This is a genomic window from Leucobacter sp. UCMA 4100 (assembly GCF_027853335.1).
In the GTDB taxonomy this organism is placed as follows: domain Bacteria; phylum Actinomycetota; class Actinomycetes; order Actinomycetales; family Microbacteriaceae; genus Leucobacter_A.
On sequence record NZ_JAFEUS010000002.1, the window covers coordinates 1681325 to 1701901 of the forward strand.

The window sequence follows — 20577 nt, forward strand, 5'->3', positions numbered from 1 at the left end:
TGCCGCCTCCGTGGGCGGCAAGGTCTGTACCCATGGTGCGACTGAGGGTAAAGAGACGGCAACGAATCACGACGCTTCTTGCCGTCGTGGGCAACTGCATTGCAGTGAACGTCAAAGCCCGGGGCCTCGCCTTACTCGCGTTCAGCCGCCGGCATGTAGTGCCCGTCGCCGCTCAGCGCGATGGCGAGAAAGCGGAAAGGGCGGTCGACCCGGTTGAAGCCGAGCGGGCAGTGCTTGGTGCCTGCGGGAATGTACACCGAGCCCGAGGTGGTGATGAGGTGGCGTTCACCCTCGATGCCGAGGTACACCTCGGCGCCGAGGTCTTTGGGGTCTTCGGGGTTCGAGCCGGTGAACACGAGCACCTCGTCATACTCGTGCTCGTGTTCGTGCACCCAGAACGTCTCTTCGCTCGTTGGGTGCACCCAGCTCATCGTGATGTAGGCCTTTGCTTCGGGCACGTCGCTCGCCCGCATAAGGGCCCAGGGGCGGCTGAGGTTTTTGGGCAGTTCGCGGCCCGCGGCCTCGGCCTCGTTGACCATGTCAAAGCGGCAGTCTTTGAGGTCTCGCACGAAGAGGTGTTCGTAGGGGCTTACAGTCGTCATCATTGACCTTTCGTTGGGGTGAAGGGATGTGCCGAGGCGCCCGAGCGTGGCGATCGCGGCCAGCTGGGCGACCTCATGTGAAGCCTAGAATCAGCCCGTTGCGCGGGTCGATGCACTCGCGCGGGGCGATGTGGGACTTTTAGTGCTCGGCGGCCCCTCGCGACTCCGTTCTCCCCAGAGCAACATTCGTACCTGCGTAGTCAACTGCGGGGTGTTATGGCTCCTTACGCTGGTGACATACGTAACGTAACAAAGGAGTTCAGACTATGCAGACGTACGATGGGTTGCTCGCCGCGGTGACCGCTCACGAGGGTCAGACGCAAGAAGTGCGCGACCCGGCAACGGGCGCCGTGATCGGTCATGCACCGGTGCACAGCGTAGAAGCTGTCGACCGTGCGATCGAGACTGCCGCCGCTGCGGCCGCGTCGTGGGCTGCCATAAGTGATGCGGATCGCGCAGCGCTGCTCCATCGCGCAGCCGACGCGGTTGAAGCTCACGCCGACGCCCTCGTCGAGCTGCTCTCCCGGGAGCAGGGCAAGCCGCTCAACGGGCCGAACGCCCGCTTCGAGGTGGGGGCGTGCGCCGTGTGGCTTCGCGCTGCAGCCGACACCCCGCACCCGAATCACGAGATCATCAATGACGAGAGCGGTAGGGCCACGATGCACTACCGCCCGATCGGTGTTGTTGCGGCGATCACTCCGTGGAACTGGCCGCTCATGATCGCGATCTGGCAGATTGCTCCGTCGCTGCGCATGGGCAATACCGTCGTGCAGAAGCCGTCTGAGTACACCCCGCTCTCGGGCCTCGCGCTCGTTCGCATTCTCAATACGGTGCTGCCGGAGGGTGTGCTGCAGAGCGTTTCTGGTGGCGGAGACCTCGGTGCCCGCCTCACGAGCAGCCCCAAGGTCGGCAAGATCATGTTCACTGGGTCGACCGCGACCGGCAAGAAGATCATCGAAGCAAGCGCAGAGCACGTCACACGCCTCACGCTTGAACTCGGCGGCAACGACGCCGGCATCGTGTTGCCCGACGTCGATGCGAAGGCCATCGCGCCAGACCTCTTCTGGGGTGCATTCATTAACACGGGGCAAACCTGCGCCGCGCTCAAGCGCCTCTACGTGCATGACTCGGTGTATGACGAGGTCGTCGCCGAACTCGTGGCGTTTGCCCGCACCGTTCCCATGGGTGTTGGGCTCGAGGAGCAGAACGAGCTCGGCCCGCTGCAAAACAAGATGCAGTACGACATTGTTGATCGCCTCGTGCAGTCCGCGATCGATTCGGGGGCAACCATCGAGTGCGGTGGCAACCCCGAGCGTGAGGCGCCCGGGTTCTTCTACCCGACGACCATCGTCAGCAACATCGACCCCCACAACCCGCTCGTCGTCGAAGAACAGTTTGGCCCCGCGCTGCCGGTGGTTCGGTTTAGCGACCTCGACGAGGCACTCGTGCTCGCCAATGAGCTCGAGGTGGGCCTTGGCGCGTCGGTGTGGTCGTCTGACCGCGAAAAGGCCCTCGACGTGGCCGCGCGCATGGAATCGGGTACCGTGTGGATCAACGGTCACGGCGGCCTGCACCCGATGATTCCCTTTGGCGGCGCCAAGCAGTCCGGTTACGGCAAAGAGTTCGGCGCTGAGGGGCTGAAGGCCGTCGCGGTCGCCCAGGTCGTGAGCGGTTAATCACGCACACCCGTCGGGCGCCGAGCAATGAGGCGCCCGACGTTCGGGGCCTTACACGCCCCAACCAATCGAGAGCAGTGAATGGAGAAACAATGACCGATCAGTCTGTACGCCAGGCCGTGCAACAGTATGTCGACGGCTGCCGCACCGCAAATGCCGCGATGGTGGCCGAGTCCTTCGACGAGAACGCCGTGATGTGGGGCTATCTGGGCCCCGACTACGTCACCATGACCGGGGCAGAGTTTGCCGAGAACGTCGTGGCGGGCGCCGAACCCGCTGGGCCCGAGTTCGAAGCCGTGATCCACAGCATCGTGATTCAGGGAAACATCGCACACGCGGTGCTCGACGAGAAGCAGTTCATCGGTGCTGACTTTCGAAATTTCTTCGGTCTCGTGTACCGCGAGGGAGCATGGCGTATTACGAGCAAAGTATTTCAAACCGTGTAATCCTCGGCAGTGAGGCTGTGAGGCGATAGGATTCCCACATGAGTGAAACCGCACGAGCGCAGACAGCTATTGACGCGATTGCAGAGCAGTGGGTTGAAACCCTCGTCGAGCACGACCCGACGACCGGCACCTACATCGGTCGCTGGGAGGCCGATGCCTTTCTGCCTGACTATTCACCCGAGGGTGCCGCAGCGTTTCTTGACGCACAGCGCGAAACCCTCTCGGCGCTCAGAGCTGAGCAGCCGGTAGACGCGGTCGATCGCGTCACGAAGGCCGACCTCAGCGCTGAGCTTGAACTCTCAATCGCCGAGGGCGAGGCGGGCGAACACCTGCGCGACCTCAACGTGATTGAGTCGCCGTCGCAGGGCATTCGCGACATCTTCGACCTCATGGCCACCGAAACCCCAGAGCAGTGGGAAGCGGTTCGTGAGCGTCTCCGGTCGATTCCCGAGGCGCTCGCCGGCTACCAGGAGACGCTGCGCGAGGGCGTGCGGCAGGAGCAGGTCGCTGCGATCCGCCAGGTGACCGAGGTTGCCGCCCAGGCCCACCGCACCGCGGGAACAGGGCTCGAGGCGGGCGAGGGCTTCTTCGCGCAGTTCGTGACGAAGCAGCCAAAGGGGCTCGCTGACGACCTGCAGGTCGAGCTCGGCGAGGCCGCCTGCGCCGCATCGGCCGCCTACATGCAGTTCGCCGAGTTTCTCGAGACCGAGATCGCGCCGAAAGCGCCGAGCGAAGACGCCTTCGGGCGGGAACGCTACGAGCGTGCCTCAGAGAGCTTCCTGGGCGCCCGCGTCGATCTCGACGAGACCTACGAGTGGGGCATCGAAGAACTCGCCCGCATGCGCGACGAGCAGGAGCGGATCGCCGCCGAGATTCTCGGAACGAGCGTGCACCCCGGCATCGTGCAGGAGGCCATCGCGCACCTCGAACAGGACGCTCAGCGCAAGCTGCACGGCACCGATGCCCTCAAGGCGTGGATGCAAGAGACGAGCGACCGCGCCGTGCGCGAGCTCGGCGAGACCCAGTTCGACATTCCCGAAGAGATTCGCACCCTCGAGTGCATGATCGCGCCCACGCAAGAGGGCGGCATCTACTACACCGGCCCGAGCGACGATTTCTCGCGGCCGGGCCGTATGTGGTGGTCGGTTCCGCAGGGCGTCACCGAGTTTGATACCTGGCGCGAACTCACGACCGTGTACCACGAGGGCGTTCCCGGACACCACCTGCAGATCGGTCAGGCCGTCGTCAACCGCGGCACCCTGAACGAGTGGCGCCGCCAGCTCGCGGGCACCTCAGGCCACGCCGAGGGCTGGGCGCTCTACGCCGAGCGCCTCATGGAAGAGCTCGGCTACCTTGACGATCCCGCCGACCGCTTCGGCATGCTCGACGGCCAGCGCATGCGTGCGGCCCGCGTCGTGCTCGACATCGGCGTGCACCTCGGCAAGCAGCGCCCCGAGGGCGGCGGAGTGTGGGATGGCGATTACGCCTTCTCGTTCATGCGCGACAACGTCAACATGAACGACGGTTTCGTGCGCTTCGAAGTGCTGCGCTACCTCGGCTGGGGCGGCCAGGCCCCGTCATACAAGGTCGGCCAGCGCATCTGGGAAGAGCTGCGTGACGAGGCCCGCACTCGTGCCGAACGTTCGGGCCGCGACTTCGACGTGCGCGACTTCCACCGCGACGCGCTCGCCCTCGGCGGCGTGCGCCTCGACACCTTGCAGCAGGCACTTCGCGGGGAGCTCTAGCGGTGACCCGGTGCCCCTGCGGCAGCGGATCACCCTACAGCTCGTGCTGCGAACCCATTCACGGCGGATCGCCCGCTCCCACCGCCGAGCGCCTGATGCGCTCGCGCTATAGCGCCTTCACGCTCGGCCTCGTCGACTACCTGCGCCATTCGTGGCACCCGGACACGGTGCCCGCCGACTTCGGCGCCGATGACGTGCGCCTCGAGGAGGGCTACCGCTGGGTGCGTCTCGCGGTCGAGCAGACCGAGGCTGGCGGCCCCTTCGACACCGAGGGCTACGTGACCTTCACCGCGATCGCTCGGGGCCCCGAGGGCCGCATCGCGCAGCGCGAGCGCAGCCGCTTCGTGCGCCTGCCGGCGGCGGCTGCCGGTGGCCTCACCGCGCGCCGCTGGGTCTACCTCGACGGGCAACCGCTCGAGGCGTGACGCGCGGCTCCGGCGCGTGCGGCTCGGGCTCCGGTTCGGGATTTGCGTCGCTGCCGCCGTGAGCGCGTGGTTTCTGCGGTTTTCGTGTCCGTTTCGGCGTATTTTGCGGCATTCTGCTGATTTCTGCGCAGACTCGGTCGCCTTGTTTGCCTTTTCTCGATCTACTTGACGAAAAGCAGGGTGTAGACGCGCAAACACCCTGCTTTTCGTCAAGTAGATCCGTTTGGCGCAAGCACCGGCGGCTCGGCCGCGAGCTAGGTGCCCGAGCGTCGAGCCGCGCCGCGAGCCGAGCGCCGCCGCACCGCCCGCACCCCTACCGCTCGCGGAAGACCCCCGCCAGGTGCCGGGCGAGCGCCTCGCGGTCGGCGAACGAGAAGACTCCCGCGACGTAGTGGTCGGGGCGCACGAGCACGACGGCGCCCGAGCGGCTGATGCCGCGTTCGGCGAAGATGTCGATGTGGGGCGCGGTGGCGTAGACCTTCTCGTAGTCGCGCACCTTGAAGGGGCCGCTCTCGGGAAAGAAGATGGGGTGCACGCGCGAGTGGTCGATCGCGTGGGCATCTTGCTGGTAGACGGCCTTGACGTCGAAGACCGAGTCGAGGTCGGTGCCTTCGGGGGTGAAGCGGCGCACGGGAGAGGCCGGGTCTGAGTGCAGCCACTCTGCCCAGTCGTTCATGGCGCTCGCGTCGGCGTCGGCGAAAGCGTAGATGCGGTAGCGGCCGTCGGCGCGGTGGTGGTGTCCGAGGTGCATGGTGACCGCGTCGCAGACGCGCACGGTCTCGACCGACTTGAAGCGCTTGCCGATCGTGAAGCCGGTGGCGAGGTGCTGCTGCTCCCCGGCGTCGGTGACGAGCGAGGGGGTGTAGTGGGTCATGAAGCCGGCGGGAAACTCTGCCGTTTGCACGTAGAAGTCTTCGAGCTCTGAGGGTGAGGCGAACTCCTCGGGCTTCTTAGCCATGAGGGTCGACCACTCTTTGTCGAAGTCGATGAGGTTCTTGGCGATGACCTGGCGCTCGTCAGAGTAGCTGCCGAGCAGGGCCTCGGGGCTGCGACCCTCGAGCACGTAGCCGAGCTTCCACGCGAGATTCCAACCGTCTTGCATCGAGACGTTCATGCCCTGACCGGCTTTGGCGCTGTGGGTGTGGCAGGCGTCGCCGAGCAGGAAGACGCGCGGGGTGCCGTCGGGCGAGGTGGCCGCGTCGTCGAAGCGGTCGGTGAGGCGGTGGGCTACCTCGTACACGCTGTTCCACGCGACGTTCTTGACGTCGAGCCGGTAGGGGCGCATGATCGCGTTGGCGCGGTCGATGATCTCTTCGAGCGGGGTGTTTCGCACCTGGCCGCCATCGTTCTCGTCGACCTCGCCGAGGTCAACGTACATGCGGAAGAGGTGGTTGCCCTCGCGCGGAATGTGCAGAATGTTGCCGCCGTCGTGCGATTGGATCGCGCACTTCTTGCGAATGTCGGGAAAGTCGGTCGTCGCGAGCACATCCATGACGCCCCACGCGTGAAACGACTGGTCGCCCTGCAGGCTGCCGCCGATCGCGTGGCGAACTCCCGATCGCGCCCCGTCGGCGCCGACGACGTATCGGGCGCGAACGATCCGCTCGGTGCCTGTGCTTGGGCCTGCGGTGATGCGCAGGCGAACGGCGACGGGGTAGTCGTGGGCGGGGTCGATCTCGAGGTCGACGAATTCGAAGCCGTAGTCGACCTCGATGCGGCCCGGTGAGTGCTTCGCGTAGTCGGCGAAGTAGTCGATCACGCGGGCCTGGTTGACGATGAGGTGCGGAAACTCTGAGATGCCCGTTGGGTCGTCGGGCGTGATTGCGGTGCGTACGATGTTTTCGGGGCGCTCTGGATCTGGCTTCCAGAACGCCATCTCGGTGATGCGGTAGGCCTCTTGAATGATCTGCGGGGCGAAGCCGAACGCTTGGAAGGTTTCGACGCTGCGCGCCTGAATGCCGTCGGCCTGGCCGATCGCGAGGCGTTCGGGTCTGCGCTCGATGATGCGGGTGTTCACGTCGGGAAACTGGGCGAGTTGGGCTGCGGTGATGATGCCGGCTGGGCCCGATCCGACGATCAACACGTCCATCGTGTCTGGCAGTTCGGGCGAGCGGTCGAGGCCGAGGCCCGCGGCTGGTTCGATGCGGGGGTCGGTTGACACGTATCCGTGGTGATGGAACTGCACAGCAAGTCTCCTCGATGAGTTGCAATGGAACCTAAGGGTTCAATAGTTGAACGACGGTTTCTAATACCGCACGTAATCGTATATTAAACCCGGTTTCGCGCAACTGTCAATCGTTTGCGCGACAATAGACACCATGGCACACACACGAAGCGCAGCCAATGCCCCCGTTGGCTCGCAAACGCTCTCTCGCGGCCTCACCGCGCTTGAGATTCTCGCGGCGCACGACAGGCCGATGAGCCTCAACGAACTCGCCGAGGCCCTCGAGGTGCACCGCTCGAATGCCTACCGGGTGCTTCGCACGCTCGAAGAGCATCGCCTGGTGCTGCGCGACGGTGAGGGTCTCATTCGGCTCGGCCCGAGGCTCACGGTGCTCGCGCGGGGTGTCGCCCCGGGACTCAGCACCGCCGCGGCGAAGCCCGTGGCCGACCTCGCGAACGCAGCCGGCATGACGGCCTTCTTGACCGTGCTCGACGAGGCCGATGTCATCACGATTCACAGCGCCGAGCCGACCAACGTCGACGTCGCGGTCGCGAGGCGCCCTGGCACGAGGCACTCGATTCTCGTCGGCGCCCCGGGTCACGCGCTCGAGGCACTGCTCACCCGCGAACGCCGCCTCGAACTGCTCGGCACCGAAACGCTCAGCGAGCAGGCTCAGCTCGCCACGGCCCGGGGCTATGCGGTGAGCGAGAGCGAGGTCATGGGCGGGGTTTCGGCGATCGCGGTTCCCGTGCACATCGCCGGTGAGCCGCCGGCGGCGCTTGCCCTCGCGCACTTCGCGCCGATCCGCGAATCTGAGGCGCTCGCAGGGCAGCTGCTGCTCGCGGCATCGCGCATCACCCAGAGCTACCACTAGGGGCGCACTACCGTTTTTGAGACTCGAGGCCCTACGATAAGAGGGTCCGGTCTGATGGATGCGCGCTCAGCGCTCACCCGCAGCTCGTTATCCCAGCAAGGTGTTCGAAAAAGGGGCACTGCCACTCCGCAGGCGGAGTTTAGACATACACAGCGTAATTTCGTTTCGTTCGAAAGGATCTGTGATGTCAGAGCAGACACTCACCCCACCCCAAACCCCCTTTATTCGTGATCTCGCGGCGGGCCTCGCGGCGCATACCGAGCAGGTGTTCGGCCTCATGGGCAACGGCAACGCCCACCTCATTGACGCGCTTCGCGACCTCGGCCTCGCCTTCACCCCGGTGCGCCACGAGGCCGCGACGGTCGCCTCTGCCGACGCCTACGCGAGGGTCTCTGGTAAGCTCGCGGTCGCGACGACGACCTACGGTGCGGGGTTCACGAACACGCTCACCGCGCTCGCCGAGGCGGCGCAGGCCCGGGTGCCCGTGCTCGTCGTTGTTGGCGACGAACCGGTTGCGGGCAAGCGGCCGTGGGACGTTGATGCGGCAATGCTGTCGCGTGCGGTTGGTGCCGAGCACGTTGTTCTCTCGGCGGATCGGGTCGCCGACGAGGTGCGCGAGAGCGTAGCCCTCGCCCTCGAGAAGCGCCTGCCCGTCGTGCTCGCGATGCCCTACGATCTCGTCTCGGTTCCGGTTGCGGCGCGCGAGAACCTCGCGACCGGCGACGTGACCGACGTCGCGAGTGTGGCTCGGCTGCTCGCGACAGCGAAGCGGCCCGTGGTGCTCGCGGGCAGGGGAGCGGTGCTCGCCGGCGCCGAGCGGCAGCTTGCAGAGCTCGTTGCGCTGACCGGCGCGGCGACCGCCTCGACCGCGCTCGCCAGGGGCATTCACGACCCCGCGGCCGATCTCGGGGTGACGGGTGGCTTCGGCCAGGAGGCCGCGATGGCGACGCTCGAGACCGCTGACGTGGTCGTGGCGGTCGGGGCGAGCCTCAACCAGTTCACGATGCGCTTTGGCGACGCGCTCGGCGAGGGGGCGCAGCTCATTCGCATCGACGCAGAGCGGGTTCAGGCTCCCCGCACGAACCATCGGGTGAGCCAGCACCTGTTGCTCGGCGACGCCCGCGAGCTGCTCGAGGCCCTGAACGGTGAGCTGCGCGAGGCGAACGCGACGCCCGCCTCGTTCGGCGCTGAGGTCGCCCGCGGGGTCGCGTCGGGTGAGCTCAGTGAGCGCGAGACCGGCCCCGAGAGTGGGGTGTGTGAAGACGGCAGGCTCGATCCGCGTGCGGTCGCCTCGCGCATCGCAGCCCTGTTGCCGGAGGATGCGCACATCACGCAAGACGGCGGCCACTTCATCGCGTGGGCCAACATGTTCTTACCGGTCGCGAAGCCCGAGCACATGACCATGGTGGGCACGGCGTACCAGACGATCGGCCTTGGTTTTGGGACGGTCGCGGGCGTTGCCGCGGCGGCTCCCGGACGCACGATCGTGCTCTCGACGGGTGATGGCGGCGGGCTTATGGCGCTCGCCGATTTCGAGACCGCGATCCGCACGGCGCAAAGCCTCGTGGTCGTGTGTTTTAACGATGCCGCCTACGGTGCCGAGGTGCACCTGTACGGCGTGATGGGGCTGAGGCAGGAGCCCATGCTCATTCCCGATGTTGACTTTGCGGCGCTTGGTGAGGCCTTCGGGGCCGAGGGCGTGCGCGTTGAGACGCTCGCTGATCTCGACGCGCTTGAGCGGTGGCGTGAGGCGGGGGCTCGCGGGGCGATCGTGCTCGACTGCCGGGTGTCGCGCAGCGTCGTTGCGCCGTACCAGCGAGAGGTGCAGCGTGTGAACGGGGTTGCTGTTTCGGCCACGTGATGCGCCAGCGCCCGGCGCCCCGCTCGCGAGGGTTCGTGGTCATATGACCGAGGCGGATCGTTGCGGCGGGGCGCTTTTGTCTTCGCCGCAAGAAACCTCTTCCATTTCGAATATCAAATCATATATAATCTTGAGTATCACCGAGAGGAGACACTGCAGTCATGTCATACGGAATCGATACCCCCGGCAAGATCATTGCCGTTCATCTCAACTACCCTTCTCGGGTGGCGCAGCGTGGGCGCACCCCCGAGTTTCCCTCGTACTTCTTCAAGCCGGCCTCATCGCTCGCGGCAACCGGCAGCACCATCGAGCGGCCTGAGGGCACCGAGCTCCTGGCCTTCGAGGGCGAGATCGCGCTCGTGATCGGCAAGCGTGCGCGCTGGGTCAGCCCCGAAGAGGGCTGGGGCTACGTCTCGCACGTGACCGCGGCAAACGACTTCGGGCTCTACGACCTGCGCGCTGCCGACAAGGGCTCGAACGTGCGCAACAAGGGCGGCGACGGGTACACGCCAGTGGGCCCGGTCGCGCTCGACGCCTCGCTCGCGGGGCAGGGCGGCTGGCGCGTGCGCACCTGGGTGAATGGCGCGCTCGTGCAGGAAGACACGAGCGACACGCTCATGTTTCCCTTCGGTCAGCTCGTTGCCGACCTCTCGCAGCACATGACGCTCGAACCGGGCGACGTGATTCTCACGGGCACCCCGGCGGGCTCTTCGGTCGTCGTTCCGGGCGACGTCGTTGAGGTCGAGGTCGATGCCCCGGGCGCCGAGGGAGCGCCCACGACGGGCCGTCTCGTGACGACGGTTACCCAGGGAACGACGGCGTTTGGTGAGTACGGCAACCGACCCAGCGTGAACGATCTGCAGCGCATCGAGGCCTGGGGCAGCGAGAGCGAGCACGCGGCAGCCGTTGCAGCTGGCCGCGCAACGCCGCTCGACAAGCCCGCCGCGGCCGAGGGCGAGAGCCCGCTCACCCCTGAGATTCGCGCCCTGCTTGAGGAGCTTCCCGTCGCCACCGTCTCGACGGCGCTGCGCAAGCGCGGCTTCGTTGACATCTTCATCGACGGCGTGCACCCGAACCACGAGGGTGACCGCATTCTTGGCACGGCTCGCACGCTGCGCTTCGTGCCGTTTCGACCAGACCTGTTCAAGAAGTACGGCGGCGGGTTCAACGCCCAGAAGCGTGCGTATGACACCGTCAACGAGGGTGAAGTCATCGTCGTTGAGGCCCGTGGGCTGTCGTCGACGGGAACCGTCGGTGACGTGCTCGCCTTGCGTGCGCAGGTGCGCGGTGCCGCGGGCATCGTGACCGATGGCGGCGTGCGCGACTTCGCGGCGGTGCAGGAGTTCTCGCTTCCCGTCTTCTCGCAGGGCGCCCACCCGAGCGTGCTCGGGCGCAAGCACGTGCCCTGGGAGACTGACGTGACGATCGCGTGCGGCGGCGCCGCGGTGCAGCCGGGCGATGTCATCATGGGCGACCGCGACGGGGTCATCGTGATTCCACCGCACCTGGTCGAAGAGGTCGCGCGTGACGCTGCGGCGCAGGAGTTCGAAGAGGGCTGGGTGGCCGAGCAGGTCGCCAAGGGCGAGGCGGTTGACGGCCTCTTCCCGATGAACGCCGAGTGGCGTGCACGCTTTGAAGCCGAGACCGGGGGCGGCGCCGCCGGGTCATGATGAAAGAATCAAAGACCGATCTCGCCTACCGGGTCATGCGCGAGCGCATCGACTCGGGTGCGTACATGCCCGGCTACCGGCTGGTGATCGCGCCGATCGCGCAAGAGCTCGGTATCTCGGCAGTGCCGATTCGCGAGGCGATCCGCCGCCTTGAGGCCGAGGGGCTCATCACCTTTGAGCGCAACGTTGGCGCGCAGGTCGCGCTCGTCAAAGAGACTGAGTACCTGCACACGATGCAAACGCTCGCGCTCGTCGAGGGCTTCGCAACGGCGCTCGCCTCGCCAGCGGTGACCGCCGACCAGATCACGCGTGCCCGCCGAATCAATGACACGATGCGGCAAACGCTCGACGACTTCGATCCGCAGCGATTCACGCAGCTGAACCTCGACTTTCACAGCGTGCTGTTCGAGAGCTGCCCCAACCCCCACGTGCTCGAGCTCGTGCACCGGGGGTGGAACCGGATGCGGGTGCTGCGCAACTCGTCGTTCACGTTTGTGCCGGGGCGGGCCCACGAGTCGGTTGAAGAACACGAGCGGCTGCTCGCCCTCATCGAGAGCGGATCGGCGGCCGAGCTCGTTGAACAGAGCGCCCGCGAGCACCGTCTCGCGACCCTGCGCGCGGTGCTCGCGAGAAACGCTGAGCACGACGAGGGCGAGGCGCTCACCGCGTAGGCGCTGGGGCGTGCGACCCACCACACCACCACTTTTGGTTTACAACGGAAGGTAAGACCATGGCATACGAAAAGCCCGAAGGGCTTCCCGAGAAACTGCAACTCTTTATTGACGGCGAGTTCGTTGACGCCGAGGGCGGCGCTCAGTTCGACGTCATCGAGCCCGTCTCGAACGAGGTGTACATCAAGGCCGCCTCGGCGAGCAAGGGCGACGTCGACCGCGCCGTTGCCGCGGCAAAGCGCGCCTTCGACGAGGGCCCGTGGCCCACGATGCTGCCGCGCGAGCGCTCACGCATTCTGCACCGCGTTGCCGACATCGTCGAGTCGCGTGACGAGCAGCTCGCGCTCATCGAGAGCTGGGATTCGGGCTTGCCCATCACCCAGGCCAAGGGGCAGGCGCGTCGCGCCGCCGAGAACTTTCGCTTCTTTGCCGACCTCATCGTTGCCGAGCACGACAACGTCACGAAGGTGCCTGGCCGACAGATCAACTACGTCAACCGCAAGCCCAAGGGCGTCGCAGGGCTCATCACGCCGTGGAACGTGCCCTTCATGCAGGAATCGTGGAAGCTCGCTCCCGCGATCGCAACGGGCAACACCGTTGTGCTGAAGCCAGCGAGCTACACGCCGCTCTCGGCAGCGCTGTGGCCCGAAATCTTCCGCGAGGCGGGCGTGCCAGACGGGGTGTTCAACCTCGTGTTCGGCTCGGGCAGCGTCACCGGTGACGCTCTCGTGAAGCACCCAGACGTGCCGCTCATCTCGTTCACGGGCGACAGCTCAACCGGCGCGATGATCTCGACGAACGCGGCCCCGTACCTCAAGGGGCTCTCGCTCGAGCTCGGCGGCAAGAGCCCGTCGGTCGTCTTCGCCGACGCCGACCTCGAAGAGGCGCTCGACGCAACCGTGTTCAGCGTGTTCAGCCTCAACGGCGAGCGGTGCACCGCGGGTAGCCGCGTGCTCGTCGAGCGCTCGATCTACGACGACTTCGTTGCTCGCTACGCTGAGCGCGCCAAGAACATCGTCATCGGCCTGCCGAGTGACCCCGCGACCGAGGTTGGCGCGCTCGTGCACCCGACCCACTTCGAGAAGGTCATGAGCTACGTCGAGATCGGCAAGGGCGAGGGTCGCCTCGTCGCCGGCGGCGGCCGACCCGAGGGCTTCCCCGAGGGCAACTACGTAGCGCCGACGGTGTTTGCCGACGTCGCTCCCGACGCGCGCATTTTCCAGGAAGAGATCTTTGGCCCGGTCGTGGCGATCACGCCATTCGACACCGACGAAGAGGCACTCGAGCTCGCGAACAACACGAAGTACGGCCTCGCGGCATACGTCTGGACCTCGAACCTCAAGCGGGCGCACAACTTTGCGCACGGCATCGAGTCGGGCATGGTCTGGCTCAACTCGAACAACGTGCGCGACCTGCGCACCCCCTTCGGCGGGGTGAAGGCCTCAGGCCTCGGCCGCGAGGGCGGTTACCGTTCGGTTGATTTCTACACCACCGCGCAGTCCATCCAGATCACGCTGAACGAGGCGCACTCGCCCCGCTTCGGCGCCGGAGCCAACTAATCATTTTTCAACGCTGAGAAAGAATTACCATGCCAAAACTCAATGAAAGCGACAAGACCTCATCGGGCTTCTGGGTCACGAAAGAGGCCCCCATCGTGAGCGATAACCCCGTCGTGACCCCGAAGGCGACCCCGCCCGACATTCTGCGCTGCGCCTACATGGAGCTCGTCGTGACCGACCTCGCGGTCTCACGCGAGTTCTATGTCGACGTGCTCGGGCTCTATGTCACGACCGAAGATGACGAGGCCATCTACCTGCGCTCGACCGAAGAGTTCATTCACCACAACCTCGTGCTGCGCAAGGGGCCGGTTGCCGCGGTCGCCGCCTTCTCGTACCGCGTGCGCACGCCCGAAGACCTCGACCGCGCCGTCGAGTTTTACACCGAGCTCGGCTGCGACGTGCGTCGCAAGGCCGATGGCTTCGTGACGGGCATCGGCGACTCGGTGCGAGTGGTCGATCCGCTCGGCTTCCCGTACGAGTTCTTCTACCAGACCGAGCACCAGGAGCGGCTCTCATGGCGCTACGACCTGCAGACCCCGGGCGAGCTCGTGCGGCTCGACCACTTCAACCAGGTCACCCCCGACGTGCCCCGTGCCGTGCGCCACTACCAAGACCTCGGCTTTCGCGTCACCGAAGACATTCAAGACAGCGATGGCACGGTCTACGCCGCCTGGATGCGCCGCAAGCCCACGGTGCACGACACCGCAGCGACCGGCGGCGACGGCCCGCGCATGCACCACGTCGCCTTCGCAACCCACGAGAAGCACAACATTCTCGCCATTTGCGACAAGCTCGGTGCGCTGCGCCTCTCAGACCACATCGAGCGCGGCCCCGGCCGCCACGGCGTCTCGAACGCGTTCTACCTCTACCTGCGTGATCCCGACGGGCACCGCGTTGAGGTATACACGCAGGACTACTACACGGGCGACCCCGACAACCCGGTCGTGACGTGGGACGTGCACGATAACCAGCGACGCGACTGGTGGGGCAACCCCGTCGTCGAGTCGTGGTACACCGATGCCTCGCTCGTGCTCGACCTCGACGGCAACCCGCAGCCCGTCGTCGCCCGCACCGACTCGTCAGAGATGGCCGTGACCATCGGCGCCGACGGCTTCTCGTACACCCGCGATGGTGACGAGGCCAAGGGCTTCAAGCTCGGCAATACACTGTAATGATGCACGAAGAGCGGGAGCCAGAGGGCAAGAGCCAGAAGTTTGTCGTTTTGCGGCGACGCGAGTCACGCAACTACGTTCTCGGCGCGGCCCTCTCGATGATGGCCGACAACATCGAGCACGTGCTTACCTACTGGGTGCTTTGGGTGACGTTTGAGTCGCCAGCGCTCGTCGGCTTTCAAATTGTCAGCCACTGGCTCCCGTTCTTCCTCTTCTCGGTCTACGCCGGCGCGCTTGCCGAGCGCTTCGACTGCCGCCGCATCATCCAGATCGCGCAGGGTCTCTTCATGGCGGTCTCGGTCGCCTGGGGCGTGCTCTTCATCACCGGCACGCTCGAGCTGTGGCACGCCTGCGTGCTGCTCGTGCTACACGGCCTCGCCGGGTGCATCTGGATGCCGGCCGAGCAGCTCATGCTCTACGATTTCGCGGGCCCGAAAGACCTCCCGAGCGCCGTGCGCATCAACTCGACGTTCCGTTCACTCGGCTTCCTCATCGGTCCCGTTGTCGGCTCGGCGCTGCTCGTCGCGGTTGGCTCGTCGTATGGCATGTTCATTAACGCGCTGCTCTACATTCCGCTCACGGTGTTCCTGTGGCGCACGAAGGTGACGGGGCACCGGCGCGAGAGACCGAGGGTTGCCGAAACGAAACTCAGTTTTCGTGAGGCCTTCGGGGTGTTCAGCACGGTGCGCGCAAACCCCAAGATTTTCTCGATGATTCTGCTCACGGCTCTCGCCGGAATGACCATCGGCGCCACGATGCAAAACGCGATGCCGGAGTTCGCCTCGCGTCTCGGCGCGGGCAGCGAGGGCGACTTCACCTACGGCATTCTGCTCGTGGCCAACGGCATCGGCGGAGTGGTCGGCGGCTTCCTTCTCGAGGCAACCGGAAGGGTCCCGGCGACGGTCAAGACCGCGGTGATCAGCGCGATCGTGCTGGGCATCACGACCATTGGTTTCGCGCTCAGCGGCAACTACCTGCTCTCGGTGCTCGCGCTCATCGTCGGCGGCTTTGCCCGCATCACCTCTGAGTCAACCGAGATGAGCATCATTCAGCTCGAGGCTCCAGAGCACGAGCGTGGCCGAATCATCGGCGCTTACACGATGTTCGGGCCGGGCATGATGACCTTCAGCGGGGTCACCATCGCCGTACTCGGCAGCATCGCCGGCATCGCGGGTGCCGTGGTGGTGAGCGGCATCATTCTCACGGTCGGCTCGTGCCTCGTGGGCCTCTGGGTGTGGCGCAAGGGCATCAGCTAACAGACACCTCGGGCTCGGGAGCCTCGTGAAACGTTGCCCAGGCACGTGCGGCAGTCGCGACCTCGGCCGCATCGACGTGCTCGCCCGGTAGCGTCGTGATCTCGATGCTCGCCTTCGTCGCGAGCTGCTTCGCCTTCCACGTCGCAACCGTGCGACCATCGCGCACGACCGTGGGCCTGAACATGCCGTTATTGCCGGGAACCACGTGGGCGAGGTGGCCCGAGCCGAGCTGCAGGCCGCGGTCGGTGAAGCCGAGCAGGTGTTCGTCGAAGGCGGGCAGCAGCAGCGTCTCGCCATTCGCTTGTGCGCTCGAATCAATGAGCAGCGGATCGCCCCAGAACCGTTCACCGAGAACCTCAAGCGGCACGAGGCTCGCCTCCCGAGCCGCGCCCGCGAAGGCTTTCGCGGTGTCTCGCTTGCCGAGACCAGCCCACCAGGCGAAGTCCTGTTCTTGCACGACGCCGCGCCCACGGGTAAAGCGAGTGGCGAGCTCGGTGAGTGCCTCGTCGCCGCTCAGGGTGCGCGGGGCAGTGATCCACTCGTCTGCGAGGGTGAAGAGCGGCTCGGCGACGCGGCCGAGCGTTCCGGGCGCCGCGAGTGGCCCCTGCACGATGATGCCGGTCTGGCTCATGAACCACAGGAGGTGGTACCGCCAGTTGCCCGGAGTTTCGACGCCGGCGGCGGCCCACACCTCGGCGAGGTCTGCGCGCGACAGCGCTCTGCCGCCCGTGAGCGCAGCACCCGTCGCATCGATCACGCGCGTCACCGTCGGCTCATCGAGCCCCAGGAACTCACGCCTTCGCTGCACACCCGCGAGCACCTTCTTCTCGGTGAGCAGCTGAACCCAGCGCAGGTCTTCGGCGGGCACGAGGTGCACCGTGCCGCGCATGGGCCACGAGCGCACCACCTCGCCGTTCGCGAGCGCGTCGTGCACTGCTGCGCGCGTGGCACCCGAACGAACTCCGACGGCCCAGAGCGAGGCGTACCAGTCTTGGCCCTGCAACGCGGTGAGGTGCTGCACCACCTGTGCGGGTGTCGGGGTGTTGCTGGGGGCGGTCGCGGCGGCTCGTGCGAGCAAGAGCCCGCGCATGCGCCAGTTCAGAACATCGGTGGGCGAGGCGGCGGTCGCGGTATGCATGGTGAGAGTGTACTGCGCCGAGGCCTTACGCCCCGACCACACGTGCGCCGTGAGTTTAGAAGAGTGCGTTGACGTCTTCGAGGCCGCGCATCGCGTCGTAGTCGAGGGTGACGCAGCGAATGCCGCGGTCTTCGGCGAGGGTGCGGGCCTGAGGCTTGATCTCTTGGGCGGCAAAGACGCCCTGAACGGGGGCGAGAACCGGGTCGCGGTTCATGAGTTCGAGGTAGCGGGTGAGCTGCTCGACGCCGTCGATCTCGCCGCGGCGCTTAATCTCGACGGCCACCGACGAGCCCTCGGGGTCTTTGGCGAGAATGTCGACGGGGCCGATCGCGGTCATGTACTCGCGGCGCACGAGGGTGTGGCCGTCGCCGAGCAGTTCGATCTGTGCGGCGAGGAGCTCTTGCAGGTGCGCCTCGACACCGTCTTTTTGCAGGCCCGGGTCGACGCCGAGGTCGTGCGAGGTATCTTGCAGCATCTCGTAGATCGAGATAACGAGCTTGTCGTTGGTCTTCGTGTTGAGCACCTCCCACAGCTCGACGATGCCGGCCGCGGTGTGGTCTTCGGTGGGCTCGAGCACAGTGAAGGCGCAGGGCGGGCTCATCCAGTTGAGCGGCTTGTATGATCCGCCATCTGAGTGCACGAGCACGCTGCCGTCGCCCTTGAGCATGAGCACACGCTTGGCGCGGGGCAGGTGGGCACTCAGCCGACCGGCGTAATCAACAGAACATTCAGCAACAACAATTCGCACGGTATAAGAGTCTACGAGTTTTGGGCTGCAGTGTGGGGCGCGCCACCCGTCTTTGGGCTCGCGATCCACGCCGCGACGAGAATCGCCGCGAGAACGAGAAAGGCGATGCGAAAGCCGAAGTGATCGCCCATGAAACCAAAGGTGACGGGGCCCGCCGCGTAGGCGGTGTAGGCGATGGTCGAAACGGCTGCGACCCGGCGGGCGGCGAGCTTCGGGTGGTCTGAGGCGGCCGAGACCGCGAGGGGAAACGCGAGGGCGTCGCCCATGCCCCAGAGCAGGGCTCCGGGAATCGCGAGCCACGCCCAGGGTGAGAGCGACACGAGCAGCACGCCAATGATCGCGCAGCCGAACGAGAAGCGCAGGGCGCTCACCCTGCCGAAGCGGGTCACGAGGTAATCGCCAGAGAGGCGTAGCGTGAGGGCGCCAACGTACATGAGCGTCAGCACGAGCACGGCGTGCGAGTTGCCGAGGCTGTAAATGTCGATGAACGCGAGCGGCATCCAGTCGGTCGCGACCCCGTCGGCGAGGCTGCCCGCGAGCGCGATGAAGCCGAGCAGGAGCACCCGCGGGTCTTTCCATACCTTGCTGAGGTGGGTGAGCGCCTCGGTCGAGATGGGCCCGGTGGTCACGGGAATCTCGCCGGGCTCGGCGGTTTCAACGATGAAGCGTTGCAAGAAGAGCATCGCTGCAATGACGATGATGGCGGCACTCACGTGGTGCACGACGACGTCGAGCTTGATTGACTCGGCCCACGCGCCGAGCAGCACCGAGGTGATGCCGCCGATGCTGAACCCCGCGTGCAGCGTTGACATGCGGGGCCGGCCGCTCGCGCGTTCGGCCTGAGCGCCGCTCACGTTGACGGCGACGTCGGCGAAGCCGAAGCCGACGCCAACAAAGCCGAGCACGAAGTATGACAGCGGATCAACGTGCGAGAGTAACAGCCAACTGCCGAGTGGCAGGGCGAGCGCCATGATGGTGAGCCCGAGCATGGTGAGCTTGCGGGCGCCGAGCTTGGTTTCGAGGCGGCCAGCGAAGGAGAGGCCAACGATCGTGCCGAGCGAGGGGCAGAGCACGATGATGCTCATCATCGAGAACGAGAAGCCGAGCTCGTCGCGCAGCGTCGGGAACCGGGTGAGGAGGGTGCCCCACGTCGCGCCGAGCAGCGCGAACATGGTGAAGAGCGCCCAGAGCCACCGTTTGAGTTCGGCCGCCGAGGGCTGTGAAGCCGTGGTCAAGAACGCTCACCTCCGAGCACGATCCAGCGCCCGCCGCGCGCTCTGAACGCGAGCGTGAGAGCACGCAGCGCCATGAGCCCGACGGTAAACGCGAGGGTAATGGTGAGCAACGCGGGTGCGCCGTCTGGCGCGCGCTGCGTTGCGAAGAAGAGAAGGGGGAGGTAGATCACGAGCGCACCCATGCTCACGATCGCGAGGTATCGGGCATCGCCCGCCCCCATGAGCACACCGTCGAGCACGTAGACGATCGCGGCGAGTGGCAGGGTAAGCCCGACCGCGGCGATCGAGGGCGGAAGGAGGCCGAGCACCGCGGCGTCGTTCGTGAACACGCGCCCAACGAAGGGGCTCACGAGCGCGACGGGAACGCCAATGATGAGCGCGGCGCGCACGCCCCAGCGCAGGGTTCTTGAGAGCACGAGGCGCACGCGTGGTTCGTCTGAGGCGCCGAGCGCATCGCCGATGAGCGCCTGCGCGGCGATCGCGAGCGCGTCGAGCATGAACGCCGTGATCGAGATGACGAGAAAGACGATCTGGTAGGCGGCCGTCGTCGAAACGCCCTGGGTGGCAGCCGCCGAGACGGTTGCGAGCAGCGCGACGCGCAGGCCGAGCGTGCGCACGAAGAGCCAGCCGCCCGAGCGGCCGGCGTGCTTGAGGCCCTCTGCCTGCGGCAGCCAACCCGCGCCGTGGCGGCGCACGTGCTTGGCAATGACGATGAGGTAGCACAGCACCATGCCCCACTGGGCGATGACGGTGCCCCAGGCGCTGCCGGCGATGCCCCAGCCGAAGCCGTAAATGAACAGCCAGTTGAGCCCCGCGTTGACGGCGAAGCCGATCACCGCGACCGTGAGTGGCGTCACCGTGTCGAGCATGCCTCGCAAGAGTCCGGTTGCGGCAAAGACGAGCAGCATCGCGGGCATGCCGAGCGCCGAGACACCAAGGTAAATGACCGCCTGCTCGGCGACCTCCGCCGATGAGCTGAAGAAGCCGACGAGCATCTCGCGACCAAACCACATCACGATGGCCACCGCGATGCCGAGCCCGAGCGCGAGCCACAGGCCGTCAACACCCGCCTGAACGGCGCCGCGTGTATCGCCCGATCCGCGTCTTCTGGCAACGAGTGGCGTGGTCGAATACGCGAGAAACACCATGAGGCCGATCGCGGTCGTGAGAATGGCCGAGGCGATCGCGAGCCCCGCGAGCGGAGCCTGGCCGAGGTGCCCGACGAGGGCCGAGTCGACCGCTAAGAAGAGGGGCTCGGCGACGAGTGCGCCGAGCGCGGGGAAGGCAAGAGCCGCGATGCTGCGATCGATATTGCGCCCCTGAGTACTCACGCAT

General features: G+C 66.2%; 17 protein-coding genes. 11 read left to right on the forward strand and 6 right to left on the reverse strand.

The features are described 5' to 3' along the window. Window positions 1-131: 131 nt before the first annotated feature. Window positions 132-605 carry a hypothetical protein gene (locus JSO19_RS07940; RefSeq protein ID WP_270910889.1) on the reverse strand — a complete coding sequence of 158 codons (474 nt, stop codon included), beginning with the start codon at window positions 603-605 and terminating at the stop codon, window positions 132-134. A 263-nt stretch (window positions 606-868) separates the two neighbouring features. On the opposite strand from JSO19_RS07940, the gene JSO19_RS07945 reads away from it, so the two are divergent. The 4 genes from JSO19_RS07945 to JSO19_RS07960 all read left to right on the forward strand — a co-directional run bounded on the left by JSO19_RS07945 (window position 869) and on the right by JSO19_RS07960 (window position 4894). Then, window positions 869-2278, forward strand: coding sequence for an aldehyde dehydrogenase family protein (locus JSO19_RS07945; protein WP_270910890.1), 1410 nt, complete (start codon window positions 869-871; stop codon window positions 2276-2278). Between the two features lie 92 nt (window positions 2279-2370). Continuing rightward, complete coding sequence (locus tag JSO19_RS07950; RefSeq protein WP_270910891.1) at window positions 2371-2724, forward strand: nuclear transport factor 2 family protein; 354 nt, start codon at window positions 2371-2373, stop codon at window positions 2722-2724. Between the two features lie 38 nt (window positions 2725-2762). Then, the gene (locus tag JSO19_RS07955; RefSeq protein ID WP_270910892.1) at window positions 2763-4469 is read left to right on the forward strand and encodes a DUF885 domain-containing protein; all 1707 of its coding nucleotides are present in this window, start codon (window positions 2763-2765) and stop codon (window positions 4467-4469) included. A gap of 2 nt (window positions 4470-4471) precedes the next feature. After that, entirely contained in the window at window positions 4472-4894 is a 423-nt protein-coding gene (locus JSO19_RS07960; RefSeq protein ID WP_270910893.1) for a YchJ family protein, read from the forward strand. A 313-nt stretch (window positions 4895-5207) separates the two neighbouring features. On the opposite strand, the gene JSO19_RS07965 is transcribed toward JSO19_RS07960, so the two are convergent. Continuing rightward, on the reverse strand, window positions 5208-7079 hold the full coding sequence (locus tag JSO19_RS07965) for an FAD-binding monooxygenase (RefSeq protein ID WP_270910894.1): 1872 nt from the start codon (window positions 7077-7079) through the stop codon (window positions 5208-5210). Between the two features lie 133 nt (window positions 7080-7212). Between JSO19_RS07965 and JSO19_RS07970 the strand changes: the two genes are divergently transcribed. The 7 genes from JSO19_RS07970 (at window position 7213) to JSO19_RS08000 (ending at window position 16121) form a co-directional block, all read left to right on the forward strand. Then, window positions 7213-7932 carry an IclR family transcriptional regulator gene (locus JSO19_RS07970; protein WP_270910895.1) on the forward strand — a complete coding sequence of 240 codons (720 nt, stop codon included), beginning with the start codon at window positions 7213-7215 and terminating at the stop codon, window positions 7930-7932. A gap of 184 nt (window positions 7933-8116) precedes the next feature. Further along, on the forward strand, window positions 8117-9793 hold the full coding sequence (locus JSO19_RS07975) for a thiamine pyrophosphate-binding protein (protein ID WP_270910896.1): 1677 nt from the start codon (window positions 8117-8119) through the stop codon (window positions 9791-9793). 161 nt (window positions 9794-9954) lie between these two features. Then, entirely contained in the window at window positions 9955-11463 is a 1509-nt protein-coding gene (locus JSO19_RS07980) for a fumarylacetoacetate hydrolase family protein (protein ID WP_270910897.1), read from the forward strand. Continuing rightward, window positions 11460-12134, forward strand: coding sequence for a GntR family transcriptional regulator (locus tag JSO19_RS07985; protein WP_270910898.1), 675 nt, complete (start codon window positions 11460-11462; stop codon window positions 12132-12134). Before JSO19_RS07980 ends, JSO19_RS07985 begins: the two co-directional genes overlap by 4 nt. A gap of 59 nt (window positions 12135-12193) precedes the next feature. Further along, a complete protein-coding gene (locus JSO19_RS07990) occupies window positions 12194-13693 on the forward strand; it encodes an aldehyde dehydrogenase (RefSeq protein ID WP_270910899.1) in 1500 nt (499 codons plus the stop codon). A 29-nt stretch (window positions 13694-13722) separates the two neighbouring features. After that, window positions 13723-14865 (forward strand): 3,4-dihydroxyphenylacetate 2,3-dioxygenase, encoded by a 1143-nt coding sequence (hpaD, locus tag JSO19_RS07995; protein ID WP_270910900.1) that lies wholly within the window; start codon window positions 13723-13725, stop codon window positions 14863-14865. Next, window positions 14865-16121 carry an MFS transporter gene (locus JSO19_RS08000; RefSeq protein ID WP_270910901.1) on the forward strand — a complete coding sequence of 419 codons (1257 nt, stop codon included), beginning with the start codon at window positions 14865-14867 and terminating at the stop codon, window positions 16119-16121. Before hpaD ends, JSO19_RS08000 begins: the two co-directional genes overlap by 1 nt. On the opposite strand, the gene JSO19_RS08005 is transcribed toward JSO19_RS08000, so the two are convergent. The 4 genes from JSO19_RS08005 to JSO19_RS08020 are packed head-to-tail and all read right to left on the reverse strand — an operon-like array spanning window position 16114 to window position 20573. Beyond that, window positions 16114-17259: a winged helix DNA-binding domain-containing protein gene (locus tag JSO19_RS08005; RefSeq protein ID WP_270910903.1), complete on the reverse strand. Its 1146-nt coding sequence runs from the start codon at window positions 17257-17259 to the stop codon at window positions 16114-16116. The genes JSO19_RS08000 and JSO19_RS08005 overlap by 8 nt on opposite strands. Before the next feature lie 55 nt (window positions 17260-17314). Next, window positions 17315-18007 (reverse strand): endonuclease NucS, encoded by a 693-nt coding sequence (gene nucS / locus JSO19_RS08010; protein ID WP_217133496.1) that lies wholly within the window; start codon window positions 18005-18007, stop codon window positions 17315-17317. Window positions 18008-18018: 11 nt separating this feature from the next. Next, complete coding sequence (locus JSO19_RS08015) at window positions 18019-19242, reverse strand: MFS transporter (protein ID WP_270910905.1); 1224 nt, start codon at window positions 19240-19242, stop codon at window positions 18019-18021. After that, window positions 19239-20573, reverse strand: a complete 1335-nt coding sequence (locus tag JSO19_RS08020) for an MATE family efflux transporter (RefSeq protein ID WP_270910906.1) — start codon at window positions 20571-20573, stop codon at window positions 19239-19241. The genes JSO19_RS08015 and JSO19_RS08020 overlap by 4 nt, the downstream gene beginning before the upstream one ends. Window positions 20574-20577: the final 4 nt, after the last annotated feature.